The 15,091-nt window shown below is 72.4% G+C and carries 13 protein-coding genes; 7 read left to right on the forward strand and 6 right to left on the reverse strand.

Going from position 1 to position 15,091, the window contains the following annotated elements; translation table 11 throughout:
- Positions 1-90: 90 nt before the first annotated feature.
- Positions 91-762, reverse strand: a complete 672-nt coding sequence (locus QSK36_RS03325) for a response regulator (RefSeq protein ID WP_183536573.1) — start codon at positions 760-762, stop codon at positions 91-93.
- The gene (locus tag QSK36_RS03330) at positions 759-2,456 is read right to left on the reverse strand and encodes an ATP-binding protein (RefSeq protein ID WP_285781449.1); all 1,698 of its coding nucleotides are present in this window, start codon (positions 2,454-2,456) and stop codon (positions 759-761) included. The genes QSK36_RS03325 and QSK36_RS03330 overlap by 4 nt, the downstream gene beginning before the upstream one ends.
- Positions 2,457-2,651: 195 nt before the next feature.
- Here QSK36_RS03330 and QSK36_RS03335 point away from each other — a divergent pair, with 195 nt between their 5' ends.
- The 3 genes from QSK36_RS03335 to QSK36_RS03345 all read left to right on the forward strand — a co-directional run bounded on the left by QSK36_RS03335 (position 2,652) and on the right by QSK36_RS03345 (position 6,606).
- Complete coding sequence (locus tag QSK36_RS03335) at positions 2,652-4,025, forward strand: cation:dicarboxylate symporter family transporter (RefSeq protein ID WP_285781287.1); 1,374 nt, start codon at positions 2,652-2,654, stop codon at positions 4,023-4,025.
- Positions 4,026-4,710: 685 nt separating this feature from the next.
- On the forward strand, positions 4,711-5,754 hold the full coding sequence (locus QSK36_RS03340) for a hypothetical protein (RefSeq protein ID WP_285781288.1): 1,044 nt from the start codon (positions 4,711-4,713) through the stop codon (positions 5,752-5,754).
- Positions 5,755-5,775: 21 nt separating this feature from the next.
- Positions 5,776-6,606 (forward strand): pentapeptide repeat-containing protein, encoded by an 831-nt coding sequence (locus QSK36_RS03345; protein ID WP_285781289.1) that lies wholly within the window; start codon positions 5,776-5,778, stop codon positions 6,604-6,606.
- Between the two features lie 58 nt (positions 6,607-6,664).
- On the opposite strand, the gene QSK36_RS03350 is transcribed toward QSK36_RS03345, so the two are convergent.
- Positions 6,665-7,030, reverse strand: a complete 366-nt coding sequence (locus QSK36_RS03350) for a YybH family protein (RefSeq protein WP_183536581.1) — start codon at positions 7,028-7,030, stop codon at positions 6,665-6,667.
- A gap of 94 nt (positions 7,031-7,124) precedes the next feature.
- Between QSK36_RS03350 and QSK36_RS03355 the strand changes: the two genes are divergently transcribed.
- From QSK36_RS03355 to QSK36_RS03365, 3 genes are all read left to right on the forward strand, one after another.
- A complete protein-coding gene (locus tag QSK36_RS03355; RefSeq protein ID WP_285781290.1) occupies positions 7,125-8,009 on the forward strand; it encodes a LysR family transcriptional regulator in 885 nt (294 codons plus the stop codon).
- 82 nt (positions 8,010-8,091) lie between these two features.
- Positions 8,092-8,535 carry a GNAT family N-acetyltransferase gene (locus tag QSK36_RS03360; RefSeq protein ID WP_285781291.1) on the forward strand — a complete coding sequence of 148 codons (444 nt, stop codon included), beginning with the start codon at positions 8,092-8,094 and terminating at the stop codon, positions 8,533-8,535.
- 79 nt (positions 8,536-8,614) lie between these two features.
- Entirely contained in the window at positions 8,615-9,235 is a 621-nt protein-coding gene (locus QSK36_RS03365; RefSeq protein WP_285781292.1) for a signal protein, read from the forward strand.
- 64 nt (positions 9,236-9,299) lie between these two features.
- Here QSK36_RS03365 and QSK36_RS03370 read toward each other — a convergent pair whose 3' ends face one another.
- From QSK36_RS03370 to QSK36_RS03380, 3 genes are read right to left on the reverse strand one after another with little or no spacing between them, the layout of a single operon-like run.
- Positions 9,300-11,441, reverse strand: coding sequence for an amino acid adenylation domain-containing protein (locus tag QSK36_RS03370; RefSeq protein WP_285781293.1), 2,142 nt, complete (start codon positions 11,439-11,441; stop codon positions 9,300-9,302).
- Between the two features lie 37 nt (positions 11,442-11,478).
- Entirely contained in the window at positions 11,479-12,417 is a 939-nt protein-coding gene (locus tag QSK36_RS03375; protein ID WP_183536587.1) for a carbohydrate kinase family protein, read from the reverse strand.
- The gene (locus QSK36_RS03380; protein WP_285781294.1) at positions 12,414-13,316 is read right to left on the reverse strand and encodes a pseudouridine-5'-phosphate glycosidase; all 903 of its coding nucleotides are present in this window, start codon (positions 13,314-13,316) and stop codon (positions 12,414-12,416) included. Before QSK36_RS03380 ends, QSK36_RS03375 begins: the two co-directional genes overlap by 4 nt.
- Before the next feature lie 235 nt (positions 13,317-13,551).
- On the opposite strand from QSK36_RS03380, the gene QSK36_RS03385 reads away from it, so the two are divergent.
- Positions 13,552-15,090, forward strand: coding sequence for a phytoene desaturase family protein (locus QSK36_RS03385; RefSeq protein ID WP_285781295.1), 1,539 nt, complete (start codon positions 13,552-13,554; stop codon positions 15,088-15,090).
- Position 15,091: the final 1 nt, after the last annotated feature.

Consider the following 15,091-nt stretch of genomic DNA (forward strand, 5'->3'; position numbering starts at 1 on the left):
CTCCGCGCTCTCGGCCCGGTCTTCTCGACGACGCTCCTCCATGGCCCTCACCTCGACCTATACCTGCCCATTTCAGGGCAGACGCCTCGGTCAGGCCATGGTGTAGCGGAGCTCCGGACGGCCGGGGCCGCCGTACTGCGGGACCCGGCGCGCGACGCCGGTGTCGACGAGGTGTTCCAGGTAGCGCCGGGCCGTCACCCGGGACACGCCCACGGCCGCGCCCACGGCCTGGGCGGACATGCCGCCGGCGGCGTCCCGCAGCGCGCCCGCCACCGCCTCCAGGGTGTCGGCCGTCATCCCCTTGGGCAGATGGGAGCGGGCGGTCCCGCGCAGGGTGGACAGCGCCCGGTCCACCTCGCCCTGGCCGCTGACCTCGCCCGGCCCGCTGATCGACGACCGGAACGCCGCGTACCGTTCGAGCTTCTCCTGCAGCAGGGCGAAGGTGAAGGGCTTCAGCAGATACTGCACGACACCGGCGGAGACGGCCGACCTGACCACCGACAGGTCCCGCGCGGAGGTGACGGCGATGACGTCACAGGGGAGGCCCGCGGCCCGCACGGCCCGGCAGACGTCCAGCCCGTGCATGTCCGGCAGGTAGAGGTCGAGGAGCGCGAGATCCACCGGATCGCGGCGCAGCACGCGGACGGCCTCGCCGCCCGACCTGGCCACGCCGGCGACCCGGAAGCCCGGCACCCGCTCGACGTACAGGCGGTTCGCCTCGGCCGTGAGCTCCTCGTCCTCCACGATCAGGACCGAGATCACGGCCGCACCTCCTCGCGCGCCGAGCCGCCGCCGGGAGCGCCTGCGGCCGCCGGGCCCGGCCCGGCCGCCGGGGGCGGCAGCGGGAGCCGTACGGTGAAGACCGCCCCCTGACCACCGGCGCCCTGACCAGTGGCGTCCGCCTCGATGCCGCCGCCCAGGCGCCGGGCCGCCTGCCCCGCCATCGCCAGGCCGAGCCCCCGGCCGTCCCCTTTCGTGGACCAGCCGCGCCGGAACACGTCCCGTACGACGCCGGGGTCGATCCCGGGACCGCTGTCGGCGACCCGGATCAGGAACGTGCCGTCCTCGGCGCGCAGGTGGACGCGGACCCGGGCGGTCGGCGCGCCCTGCACGGCGCCCTGCACAGCGCCCTGCACGGTGCCCTGCACCGCGGCGTCGATCGCGTTGTCGATCAGGTTGCCGACGATGGTCACGAGGTCGCGGGCGTCGAGGGCGACGTCGTCGAGTTCGCTGTCGGGACTGATCACGAGGTCGACTCCGCGCTCGGCGGCCGCCGCGCTCTTGCCGAGCAGCAGCGCCGCGAGGACGGGTTCGCGGATCGCGCCCACGACGCGGTCGGTGAGCCGCTGGGCCGCCCGCAGCTCCGCGGTGGCGAACTCCACCGCCTGGTCGGCGCGGCCCAGCTCCACGAGCGCGACGACCGTGTGCAGCCGGTTGGCCGCCTCGTGCGCGGCCGAGCGGAGCGACTCGGCGAAGCCGCGTTCGGCGTCGAGCTGCCCGGTGAGGGCCTGCAGCTCGGTGTGGTCGCGGAGCGTGACCACCGTGCCGAGCGAGCGCGCGCCGGAACGGACCACGGCGGCGCTCGCCACCAGCACGCGCTCCCCGGTCAGGTGGATCTCGTCGGACCGGCTCTCGCCGGAACCGAGCATCGCGGCCAGCGAGGGCGACAGGCCCAGATCGCCCACGTGCCGTCCCTCCGCGTCCCCGGGCAGGGCGAGCAGCTCGCGGGCGCCGTCGTTCGCGAGGGTCAGCCGGCCGTGCCGGTCGACGAGCAGCAGCCCCTCGCGCACCGCGTGCAGGATCGCGTTGTGGTACTCGTACATGCGGCTCAGCTCCGCCGGGCCCAGCCCGTGCGTCTGGCGGCGCAGGCGGGCGCCCACCAGGTAGGCGCCGGCGATGCCCGCCGCCAGGCCGAGCAGGCCGGTGAGGACGGCCGAGCCGATCTGCCCGCGCACCTCGGCACTGATCTTCGCCACCGTTATGCCGGCGCTGACCAGCGCCCGCACCCTGCCGGTGGCGTCCCGCACGGGGGTGACGGCCCGTACGGACGGCCCCAGCGTGCCGGTGTAGGTCTCGGTGAACGTGCGCCCGGCCAGCGCCGGCGCCGTGCTGCCGAGGAAGCGCCCGCCGATCTGCCGGGGGTTGGGATGCGTGTACCTGCGGCCCTCCCTGCTCATGATCGTGATGAAGTCCAGCCCGGCCTCGGCGCGCACCCGCTCCGCGTACGGCTGGAGCGCGGCCGAGGGATCGGGGTCGTCCAGCGCGTCGAGCACGGTGGGCGCGTCGGCCACGCTGATCGCCACCGCCCTGCTCGTCCTCGCGGCCTCGTCGCCGAGAAGCTCGCGCGTACGCAGGAAGCCGAGAAGGGTGGCGCCGGCCACGGTGATCCCGACGACCAGGATCTGCAGCACGAGCACCTGCCGGGCCAGGCTCCAGCGTCCGAGCCTGGCGGTCATCGTCGTCACGGCCTCAGCGTCCTCGCTCCACGTGCGGGTCTGCGCGGCTTCACCGCCGGGGGTCGCGCCGGTGAGAACCGCCGTGAACGAAATGTACGCAATAGTGACCCAGATCACTACCGTGGCGCATAGTCACCGACCAGATCGCATCCGCGCCCGCGTCGTCGCGGGCCGCATGAGGACGAGGAGGGTCGCGTGACGACCACACTGAACCGCACGGGTGACCGGGTGCCCCGGGACCGGACCCGTTATCTGTACCTGGCGGTGATCGTCGCGGTCCTCCTCGGGATCGCCGTCGGGCTGGCGGCGCCGGACGCCGGGATCGCGCTGAAGCCGCTGGGCACGGCCTTCGTGGCCCTGATCAAGATGATGATCAGCCCGATCATCTTCTGCACGATCGTGCTCGGCGTCGGATCGGTGGCCCAGGCCGCGAAGGTCGGCAAGGTGGGCGGGCTGGCCATCGGCTACTTCCTGGTCATGTCCACGGTGGCGCTGGCCGTCGGCCTGCTCGTGGGCAACGTCCTGCACCCCGGCGAGGGGCTCCAGTTGACCGACGAGCTGCGCAAGGCCGCCGAGGAGCAGGCGGCAAAGGGCAGCGAGAGCGACATGACGTCGTTCCTGCTCGGCATCATCCCGGCGACCTTCGTCTCCGCGTTCACCGAGGGCCAGGTGCTGCAGACCCTGCTGGTCGCGTTGCTGACCGGCTTCGCGCTGCAGGCGATGGGGGAGCGGGCGGCGCCCGTCCTGCGAGGGCTCGAACACCTGCAGCGCCTTGTCTTCCGCGTCCTGGCCATGATCATGTGGGCGGCCCCGGTCGGCGCGTTCGGCGCGATCGCCGCCGTGGTCGGCGCGGGCGGGTTCGACGCGCTGCGCAGCCTGGCCGTGCTGATGGGCGGGTTCTACCTGACGTGCCTGCTGTTCGTGGGGGTCGTGCTCGGCGCGGTGCTGTGGCTGGGCGCGCGGATCAACCTGCTGTCGCTGCTGCGCTACCTCGGCCGGGAGTTCCTGCTCATCCTGTCGACGTCCTCCTCCGAGTCGGCGCTGCCGCGCCTGATCGCCAAGATGGAGCACCTGGGGGTGAGCCGCGCCGTCGCCGGCATCACGGTCCCGACCGGCTACTCCTTCAATCTCGACGGCACCGCCATCTACCTGACCATGGCGACGCTGTTCGTGGCGCGTGCGACCGGCTTGCCGCTCTCCGCGGGGGAGCAGATCGGTCTGCTGGTCTTCATGATCATCGCGTCCAAGGGGGCGGCGGGCGTCACCGGCGCCGGCCTCGCCACGCTGGCGGCGGGCCTGCAGTCGCACCGGCCGGCCCTCGTGGACGGCGTCGGCCTGATCGTGGGCATCGACCGGTTCATGTCGGAGGCCCGGGCGCTGACCAACTTCGCGGGAAACGCGGTCGCCACCGTCCTGATCGGCACGTGGGTGGGCGACTTCGACCGCTCGCGGGCGGAGGAGGTGCTGGCCGGCCGGGCCCCCTTCGACGAGGCGACGTTCGTGGACGACGGGGGCGCCGCCCCGGCCCCCGAGGCGGACCGCGCCCCCGCCGCCGCCCCGTCCGCTTGAGGGCTCTGCTTGAGGGCTCTGCTTGAGGGCTCTGCGCCAGTCGCTTCCCGGTGCGCCAGGCGGCCGGGCGGACCACTGAAGAGCGCGCCGGGAAAGCGGAGGTGCGCCGCCACAAGTGGTTCCGCGCCGGGATGCGCCGGCGCCTTACCACGGGCGAGGCCGGTCCCCGGTGATGCGGCTCATCGGTCTTGGCGCGGCATGGGTCATCCATCATCATCGGCTTATGCGACTGCCGGTGCCCCTATGGCTCCTGGTGATGATGGCGCAAACTGGCCCCGCTTACACGCCTCCGGGGGATGGCCCCGGAACCGGCGGTGGCGTTCTCTGCCCGCATTGTCGCTCGGCACAGACGGTTGAACCGCCGAGGCATGAGTGCACGCGATGCCGTGGACGTTTCCTCGTCGAGGAATGTACCTTGTGGCCTGGGAGTAGCCATTACATGGTGAATTCCGGGTTGCCGGGTTGGCGATGCGATGTTCACGACCGGACGCTGGGCAACCGCTGCCCGGCCTGCTCCAGCTTCAGCCGCCGAGATGGGAACGGAGTATGGCAATGCCCCAACCGGCACCGCTTCACCCTCGTGCGTTGCCCTCATGCTCGATGCGGGCATCCTAATGCCGACTCCGGCGATGTCGTCACCTGTCAGTATTGCGGCCGGAGATTCAGAACTCGCTGAAGGTCGATGATGGCGAATCTGCTCGCGGGGGCGTCCGGTGGCATCACCCGGATCGGCCGCTACTTCACGGTCGTCAGTGCGATCCCGTCCGCGCTGTTCGCGACGTATCTCTATCTGCTTATCAGAAGCGGCGCCTGGGATGGCCGACTCAACTGGGCGAAAGTCTTCGACGGGCTGCAACTGACAGACGTCGCCCTGCTGACGATCCTCACCGCAGCAGGCGCGCTGGCGGCGAATCCCCTGCAGTTCATGCTCGTGCAGTTCATGGAGGGATACTGGAATGGTTCGCTGCTGAGACTCCTGGCTCTCTCGCGGACGCTGCACCATCGTCGCCGCTACCTGTCGATTGAAAGCCGACTCAACTCAAGTAATTGGTATCTGGCTCACATCGCCGATGAGAACAGCCCCTCATCCCCCGACAGTGCGATTGAGACGTTGCGCGCCGCCGCCTTGAGCGCTGAAATGCGCCGTCTGAAGACCCGGTATCCGGACCGCTTGGAAGAGGTCCTGCCGACTCAGCTCGGCAACATGCTGCGCCGGCACGAACGGCGAGCGGGCTCGATGTACGGCATCGATCCACTGGTGGCCCTTCCCCGAATGGCGATGACTGCTCAGCCTCGGGAACTGGAGTACCTCGACAACCAGCGCGTTCAGATGGAGTTGGCGGTCAGGACGGCCGTCCTCGGTTTGCTGGCCGCCGTCGTGACGATTCCGTTCATGTGGCGCGAGGGCGCCTGGCTGCTGCTGGCGCTGGTGCCATACGGCATCGCGTACACCGCTTATCGCGGAGCGGTCGCGCTGGCTGCTGAGTATGGCATGGCGATCGCAACGCTTATCGACCTGAACAGGTTCGCTCTCTACCAACGCCTCCGCCTTGCCCAGCCTGATGACATGACGCAGGAGCGCACGCGTAACGAGACGGTCATGAAAATCTTCCGGGCGGAGCCGTCCACGCATCAAAACCCACCATTCCTCGCATTCGCCCCCACGGTGCAGCCTCCCGAGGAGTCGCATTCGGAGCAGCCGACGATGTCATCGGACCAAGAGGAATGATCGAACCACTATGGTGTTCCGATGACTGACCCGGTGATACCCCCCCAGTCCACCGCGGGCAGCGGCGGCCTGGTCACGGCAATGGAAGGCGAGGACCTTCCCGTGGGCACTCCCGTGACCGCCGGGGAATATGGATTGGCCCCTGCCTCGCCACCCTCAATAGCGCAAGGGACGACTCCGCGGCGGACGTTGCGGGCGCGCGACAAATTCCTGTGGATGTGGCCGGTTGTCGCGCTGGCGATCATGGCTGGTGTCGGAATGCTCTGGGGCTCGCTCGGAACCTTCATCAGTGGCGTGATCGTCATAGCCGTCCTCGTGTTGTTCGTCGGTGACGAGGTGCTGGAGGCCGGCCATCGACTGGCCGTCACCGTCCTCGCCGTGTTGCTGGTGGTGATCGCCTGGCTCGGTCATCAACTCGGGGTGCCGTTCTTCTCCACCCGCGATGTGAAAGTCAACGGGACTGAGTCTTTCTCGGCTGGTTCTGCTCCCGCGGATTTCCGCGGCAGAAAGCTGAGCGCCGACGATCTCAAAGGCGTCAACCTGCATGGCGCGCTGCTTTCCGGCGCGACACTGGACGGGCTGGACCTGCACGGCATGGACCTCAGCGGCGTGAAGGGCCAGGGGGCGTCCTTCCGTAGGGCCATTTTGGACCGGGCACGCTTGGACGAGGCCGATCTGCGGGGCGCTGACCTGCGCGAGGCGTGCTTGTACGGCGCTGTGCTACGCCGGGCTGACTTGCGCGGCGTGGACGCCACAGGTGCGGACACCACGGACGTGGTGGCCGATGCGAAAGCAGTGAAACAGGCCGCGGCGTGGCCGGCCGAGGGCACGGGGAGAAACTGCGGCCGATAGCGCACGCCGGGCTGGGCGGGCATGAGCCGCCCGTCCCGGTGGCTCACCCGTAACCGGATCAGCGGGCGGGCGGCTGGAACTCCGGCTGGTCGAGCACCCGCAGCCAGCTTCCGTCGGGCTGGCGCCGTACGACCTGGGCCCGGGCGCCGGCGCCGTCCCTCGGTGGAGTCGAGGTCAGCGCGATGTCGCCGCTGACCAGGGTCGGCAGCGGTTCCTCGGGCTCGAAACGGGGCCGGTTCGCCAGCACCTTCTCCCACAGGGCGCGGATCGCCTCCCGGCCGACCGTCACGCTGCCTGGCGGGTAGGCCAGCACCGCGTTCTCCTCGTACAGCGCCGCCACTCCCGCGGCGTCCCCGGCGTTGGACCGCTCGACGAATAGGCGGGTGATGTCCTCCGGCCGCATGGCCTTCTCGTACTCCGGCATGGGTTCCTCCCGAACTCTCGTACGGCCTCCAGCCTGCCGAGCCGCCTTTCAGAAGTCCAACAGATGGATCGGATGGGAACTAGAATCGGCGGTTATGGAACTGCGTCAGCTGGAGTATTTCGTCGCGGTCGCCGAGGAGCGCAACTTCACCCGCGCCGCCGAGCGGGTGCACATCAGTCAGTCGGGCGTCAGCGCCCAGATCCGGCAGCTCGAACGCGAACTGGGCGCCGAGTTGTTCGACCGGTCCGCCCGGAGCGTCACGCTGACCGTCGCGGGGAAGGCCGCGCTCGACCACGCCCGCGCCGCGCTCGCCGCGGCCGGGGCACTGGGACAGGCGGTGGGCGAGGTGACCGGCCTCATCCGGGGCCGGCTCACCGTCGGAATGGTCGTCGGCTGCACCGTCGCGCCGCTGTTCGACGCCCTCGCCGCATTCCACCGGGCCCATCCGGGGGTCGAGATCTCCCTGCTGGAGGACAACTCCGACCGGCTCGTCGAGGGGGTGCGCGCCGGCGCCCTCGACCTGGCCCTCGCCGGTCTCGCCGCCGCTCCGGACGGCCTGGAGACGTCGACGGTCATCAGCGAGCGGCTCGTCGCCGCCGTCCCCCCGGGCCACCCCCTCGCGGGCCGGGACGGGGTCACTCTGGGCGACCTCGGCTCCTATCCGATCGTCTGCATGCCGTACGGCACCGGCCTGCGCGCGGTGTTCGACCGGGCCTGCGCGTCCCGGGGCCTCCAGCCGGTGATCGCGCTGCAGGCCGGGGCGGCCGACGCCGTCGCCGGCCTCGCGGCCCGGGGACTCGGCGTCGCCGTCCTCAGCGAGTCGATGGCCGCGGCCCACCGCGACCGGCTCACCGCGCTCACCATCGAGGACGCCGACACGCCCGCCCTGCTCGCGCTGCTGTGGCGCGGCGGGCAGGGCCCCGCCGTACGCGAGTTCGTGCGGCACGCCCAGCGGTCCTTCGCCGTCACCGCCGACTGAGGGGCCCTCCCCGCCCGCCGCCGATCCCGCGGGGTCAGCTCGGATTGGACGTATGTGCCTGGGTACTCCTAGAGTCCCTTTCATGACGTCTGGTGATCTCCAGCTCCGGAGGGCCGAGAAGACCGACGCGGACGAGATCTTCGCACTCGCCCGCGAGTTCGCGGTGACGTTCCGGCCCGAGCGTGCGCCGTTCGAAGCGGCGCTGCCGCAACTCCTGGAGAACGAGGACGCCTTCCTCATCGTCGCCACGGTCGAGGGGACCGTACGCGGCTACCTGCTGGGCTTCACCCACCTCACGCTGTTCGCCAACGGCAGGGTCGCGTGGGTCGAGGAGGCGATGATCGAGAGCGGCTACCGCCGCCACGGCATCGGGCGGCGGCTGCTGGAGGAGTTCGAGACGTGGGCGCGCTCACGGCAGGCCGGATACGTCGCGCTGGCGACCCGGCGGGCCGCCGAGTTCTACGGCGCCCTCGGCTACGAGGTGTCCGCCACCTACTACCGCAAGATGCTCAGACCGAAGACATGAGTGCGCTGTCCGGGCTCGCGGGATCGGGAAACTCCTGATCGACCTGAGGCCGGCGATGATCGCGTCCTATGATTCCCGGATGCCTCCAAGATCCGTTCTGCCGCTTCTGGTGCTTCTCGGTCTCCTCGTCGGCTGTGGCGCGGTCGGCCGCAAGAGCAGCACGGACGACGTCGTGTCTTCGGAGCCGTCCGCCTCGCCCGTGGAGTCCATCCAAGGACGCTGGTGGACGTGGGCGTCCTCCGAGGCCGAGAGCACCAACCCCGTCGCGGACGACACCGGAGAGTTCTGCGACCGGAACCAGCCGGAGGACGTCTGGTTCCTCGCCGGCACCTTCGGCGGCACCGTACGGCGGACATGCGCGCTTCCCTCGGGGAGGCCGGTGGTGTTCCCGCTGGTGAATCTGGTCGGCTCCCAGGCGGACTGTGAGGACTTCATGGTCACAGCGAAAGGCGGCGCCGTCCTCGACGGCCGACCGGCCAGGCCGGAACGGATGGAAGAGGAGGACGTCGCCGTGACCGGTGTGGCGGACAATCCTCTGACCGGCGTGGAGGGAACGGAATCCTTCTACGCGTGTGGGCTTTGGGTGCGTCTGCAGCCGCTGCGGCCCGGCCGCCACACGCTGACCATCCACGGGTCCTCCGGTGGCTTCCGCGTCGGCGCCGACTACACGCTCATCGTCGGCACCGGGCGGCAGGCATGACCCGGCCGCCCTTCCGGCGAGATCCCGCGCGCGTCGCGCCGTTGGCCACTCGCGGGCGGGACGGTCAGACGGCCGAGGTGAGCTGGGCGTCCAGGCGGTAGCCGTCGACGGTCACGTAGACCGAGTCGCCGGGCCGCGCGTTCAGCCGCATCAGGACCGGCTGGAGCGAGTCGAACACCGGCTGCCGGTCGCGCCACACCAGCACGACGGCGTTGTCCCCCGGGCCGGTGACCGACAGCAGCGTCCCCGGACGCATGCCGAGCTGGGCGGCGTACCCCTCGGGGACCGCCACCGGCTCGCCGCGCAGATGACCGCTGGTGACGTCGATCCGCTGCCAGCGGCGCGGGTCGGAGGCCGGGCTGGAGGTCGGGCGGGGGTTCGGCACCAGGTGCGGCCGGGGCACGCCCCCCGCGAGGTTACCGCCCGCCAGGTTCCCGTTCGGATGACCGCCCGGGTGCCCGTTCACGGTGCCGTTCAGGCTGCCGCTCGTGAGCGCGCTGAGTGCGGCGAGCGCGGTGGCGGCGTCGGGCCCGTTGTTGGCCTGCGAGGGGATCGGGACCCCGCCGCGGCCGTGGTGGTGCCCGTTCGCGCCCGGCGTACGGCGGGGCAGCGGCGCGGGCTTCGCCGTCTGGTCGGGGCCGTGCCGGGTGGGCAGGGAGCCGAATTCGGACGGGGAGCCCGGCTGCGGCATGGAGTCCAGCCACGCCTTGGCCGAGTGGGCGCGGATGCCGAGCTGGCCGAGCAGCTCCACGACGTCGGCGTCGGCGGGCTTGTTCGCCAGTAGCTGGCGGGTCTTCTCCCGCAGCCCCGCCAGGTCGCCGACCACGAGCCAGCCGTCCTGCAGGCGGCGGTCGGGCATCAGCGTCACCAGCACCCGCCACAGCGGCGTGCCGAGGGCCGGGACCTCGATGGGGTGGGACGGGTCCGCCGCGATGAGCTGCTCCTGGGTGGCGGCGGCGCCCAGCCACTCGGTGAGCCCGAACAGATGGCCGGTGAGCGGCGCGGAGTCGGGGGAGCGCAGCCACAGCAGCACCCGCTCCTCAGCCGTGCGCTGGGCCTGGGAGAGCAGTTCGCGGTCCACGTTGAGGTTGTGCGCCAGCGTGCGCAGGCTCACCGGCTCGGCGGCGAACAGCCGCTCGGCGGCGACGGCTCTGGCGAGCGGGTCCCAGCCGCGGAAAAGGCCCTCGATCACCGCGACCATCGGGTGCGCGCTGAGGTCGGCCGGCTGCCGCTCCCGTGCCGCCTCGGCCGGCGGCTGGGCGGGGGCGGCCGCGGGCTGCGGCAGCGAGGCCCCGGACTGCCGGGCGAAGGGCTGGGTGGCGGGCTTGGCCGGCCCCGCGACAGGCGCCGGCGCGGCGGGCGACGGGGCCGGTGACGGCGCGCCCTGCCCCGGCCGGGCGGGCGCCTGCCCCTGCTGCGCGGGTGTCTGGGCGGGCGTCTGAGCGGCCTGCCCGGGCGCCGGCGCGGCCGGCCGGGCGAACGGCTGCGAGGTGGTTCCGGGGGCGGCGGCCTGCGGGAAGGGCTGAGAGGAGGGCCCGGCCTGGGGGAACGGCTGCGACGTCGTCCCGGGCGCGGCCTGCGGGAAGGGCTGAGCGGACGGCCCGGCCTGCGGGAAGGGCTGGGAGGTGGTTCCGGGCGCGGCGGCCTGCGGGAGGGGTTCGGAGGCGGGACCGGCGGGCGCCTGTGCCTGCGCCTGTGCCTGTGGCTGTGCCTGTGCCTGTGCCTGGGGTGCGGCCTCGCCCCCCGCGAGCGCCTGCGCGGACCGCCCGGACGCCAGCTCGCTCTCCAGGCGTCCGAACACCTCACGGAACACCGTGGTCAGGAGGACCTCGGGCGAGGCGGGGGCGGCCGGGGCCTGGAGATCGCACGGCGTCAGACGGCGCAGCCGGTACCACCCGCCGAGGTGGTTGACCACGGTGCGTACGGGATCGGGCCAGCCGGGCATGGCCGGGTCCACGGTGTGCACCTGGAGCGCCGGGAGCAGGTCGGTGAGGGGCAGGTGATCCCAGCGGCCGACGGCCAGGCGGGCGAGCCGCTCGCAGAGCCAGTCAACGCCGGTCGCCCGCATCGCGCGGCCGATCCCGACGGATGCCCACCAGCCGCCGGGCAGGCGCGGGTCGGCCAGCATCTCGGCCACCTGCTGAGGACGGCTCCAGCGCAGGGCCGGGACCAGGTCGCTCAGGCAGATCGTTGACTCGGCGTCCATCGGTATGACCGCACCCTCCCGAGAGTGACGCATGTTGCTAATGGTGCAGCTTACGCCGCAAACCAGCAATTGGTGTCAATAGGGTAAAGTTCCCAGGATCCGGCCGGGCGCCGACCTGCGCGACCGCCGCCGCGCCCGTCTCACACCCCTTGCGCAGGGCTTCCTCGGGTGTGCTCCCGGCCATCGAGGCGACCAGGAACCCCGCGGCGAACGCGTCTCCCGCGCCCGTCGAGTCGACCACCTCCGCCGGGGGCGCGGCCGCTCTGGCGACTATACGGCCATCGCGGGCCAGCAGGGCACCACCGGCCCCCAGCTTGACCACCGCCGTGCCGTAGTGGGCGCTGAGCGTGCGGGCCGCCGTCTCGGGATCCGCGGCGTCCGCGAGCAGCAGCGCCTCCTCAAGGTTGGGGATCACGACGCTCGCCGGGGCGGTCTCACGGAGGAACCGCTCGGTGCCGAACGCGCGCAGCGGCCCGCAGGAGGCCGGATCGACGCTGACGGGGATCCCGCGCCCGGCGGCCTCGCGCATGGCGAGCCGCACGAGCTCCACGCCCGGCTCGGCGAACATCGTGTACGCCGACAGGTGCAGATGCCCGACCCCGTCGAGCAGGTCGGGGGTCCAGTCGCCGACCCCGATGTGGCCGCTCGCCCCGCGGTTGGTGAGCATGGACCGCTCCCCGGTGGAGTCGACCATCGCGATCACGACGGCCGAGGGCCGTTCCGGGTCGATCCGCAGGTGCGGCCGGACCCCGGCCTTGGTCAGCTGGGCCTCGTGCCACTCGCCGGTGTCGTACCCGGCCCGCGCGAGCAGGCGGGTGTCGGCGCCGAGCCGGGCGGCCCAGGAGGCGGTGTTCGCCCCCGAGCCGCCCGGGCGCAACGCGATGTCGGCGGGCGTGTCGGTGCCGGTGGCCGCGGGGCCGTCGTGCAGCGCGACGACGTCGGTGACCACGTCGCCGATCACCAGCAGACCGCTCACCCGGCCGCCCAGGCGGCCGCGATCTCCCCGGCCAGGCGGGTGTTGCCGCGTACGGCCGCGAGGTTGGCCTCCAGCGACGCGCCACCCGTGCCCTCGACCAGGTATTCCAGCAGGAACGGGGTGATGGCCTGCCCGGTGATCCCGCGCTCCTCGGCGGCGCGCAGGCCCTCCGCGAGCACCCGGTCGTGCAGGTCCGGGTCGAGCTGGAGCTCGGCCGGAACCGGGTTCGCCACGATCAGCGCCGTGTCCAGCCCGCCGAGCGCGTCCTGGGCCCGCATGACGCCGGCGGCCTCCTGCGGCGTCTCGATGCGCCAGTCCACCGGCTCGCCGGAGCTGTGCAGGTAGAAGCCGGGGAACTCGTCGGTCCGGTAGCCGACGACGGTGACCTGCTTGGTCTCCAGCCGCTGGAGCGTCGCGGGCACGTCGAGGATCGACTTCACCCCGGCGCACACGACCGTGATCCTGGTGCGGCTGAGCGTGTCGATGTCGGCCGACTCGTCCTGCACCGTGGTCCAGCCGCGGTGGACGCCGCCGAGACCCCCGGTGGCGAACACCCGCACGCCCGCGCGGGCGGCCAGGAACGAGGTGCCCGAGACGGTCGTGGCACCGCTCAGCCCGAGCGCGGCGGCCGGGGCGAGGTCGCGGAAACCGAGCTTGCGCAGGCCCGGCTCGGTTGCGATCCGCTCCAGCCCGTCCTTGTCCAGGCCCACCCGGGGGACGCCGTCCAGCACCGCCACCGTCGCCGGCACGGCCCCCGCCTGCCGGACGATGTCCTCCAGTTCGAGGGCGACCTGGAGGTTGCGGGGCTGCGGAAGCCCGTGGGAGATGATGGTGGACTCCAGGGCGACGACCGGACGGCCGGCGGCCAGCGCCTCTGCGACCTCATCGGAAACGCGCATGTCTCTCCTGTCTCCCGCTTGGGGTGCTTTCGTTGGCGGAAGATTGTCCGCTTCGGCATATTCTGCCCGGGTCATGCGGGGAATCTTGCGATAAGTTGCGGGCGTCCGCCCAGGCCCACCCGCCGCCATCCTCCCGTCACCCCCTCCGAGACCCTCCCACGCCCGCCGCCGCGACCCGCATCCGGCCCGCATACAACCGCGACTCCGAGCCACGTACGACCCGGGAGAACGCTCCATGCCACGCTCGCACTACGACGTCGTCATCGCCGGCGCCGGGCACAACGGCCTCGTCGCCGCGGCCTACCTCGCCCGGGCGGGGCGCGGCGTGCTGGTCCTGGAACGCCTCGGCCACGTGGGCGGCCTCGCGGTGTCGGCCCGCGCGTTCCCCGGCGTGGACGCGCGGCTGTCGCGCTACTCCTACCTGGTCAGCCTGCTGCCGACGAAGATCGTTCAGGATCTCGGGCTGCGCCTCGACCTGCGCCGCCGCCGCTTCGCCTCCTACACCCCGGCCGGCGACACCGGCCTGCTCGTGGACAACGAGGACGCCGCGCGCACCGCCGCCTCCTTCGAGGCGGTGACCGGGGGACGGCACGACCTGGCGGCCTGGGAGCGGTTCTACGGGATGACCGCCCACGTGGCCCGGCGGGTCGCGCCGACGCTGCTCGAACCGCTGCGCGGCCGTACGGCCCTGCGGGAGGTCGTGGGGGACGACGAGGCGTGGCGCGACCTGTTCGAACGGCCCGTCGGCGAGGTGGTGGACGAGCGGTTCGCCGACGACACCGTGCGCGGGGTCGTCCTCACCGACGCCCTGATCGGCACCTTCGCCGATCCGGCCACCGACCTGCTGGCCAACCGGTGCTTCCTCTACCACGTCATCGGCGACGGCACGGGCGACTGGAACGTGCCCGTCGGCGGCATGGGCGCGGTGACCACCGAGCTGGCCGAGGTCGCCCGGCGGCACGGGGCCGAGATCCGCACCGGCGCCGAGGTGCTGGCCATCGACCCGGGCACGGGAGAGGTCACGTTCGACGACGGCGCGGAGCACGCGGTGACAGCGGGGAAGGTGCTGGCCAATCTGCCGCCCGCCGTGCTCGCCCGGCTGCTCGGGGAGACGCCCGAGCGGCCCGAGGGCGCCCAGCTCAAGATCAACATGGTGCTGTCGCGGCTGCCCCGGCTGCGGGACCCCGCCGTGGACCCCGCCGAGGCGTTCAGCGGCACCTTCCACATCAACGAGAGCCGCGATCAGCTCGCCGCGGCGTACGCGCAGGCCGCCGCGGGGAAGGTGCCGGACCTGCCGCCCGCCGAGGTCTACTGCCACTCGCTCACCGACCCCTCGATCCTCGGCCCGCGGCTGCGGGAGGCGGGGGCGCACACGATGACGCTGTTCGGCCTGCACATGCCGGCGCGCCTGTTCACGGACCCGGCGGCCAAGCGGGAGGCGCTGGCCCGCACGCTCGCCTCGATCGACTCCGTGCTCGCCGAGCCCATCGAGGACTGCCTGCTGCGCGCGCCCTCGGGCGAGCCCTGCCTGGAGGTCAAGACCCCGCTCGACCTGGAGCGGGACGCGGGCCTGCCCGGCGGCCACATCTTCCACCACGACCTGTCCTGGCCGTACGGCGAGGAGGGCGGCCACGGGGCTCGGCCTGCTCAGTGGGGCGTCGAGACGGCGCACGAGCGGGTGCTGCTGTGCGGCGCGGGCGCCCGGCGCGGCGGCGGCGTCAGCGGCATCCCCGGTCACAACGCCGCGATGGCGCTCTTAACGGAACCTTCATGAC

The organism is Microbispora sp. NBRC 16548 (assembly GCF_030268985.1).
GTDB classification, from domain to species: Bacteria; Actinomycetota; Actinomycetes; order Streptosporangiales; family Streptosporangiaceae; genus Microbispora; species Microbispora catharanthi.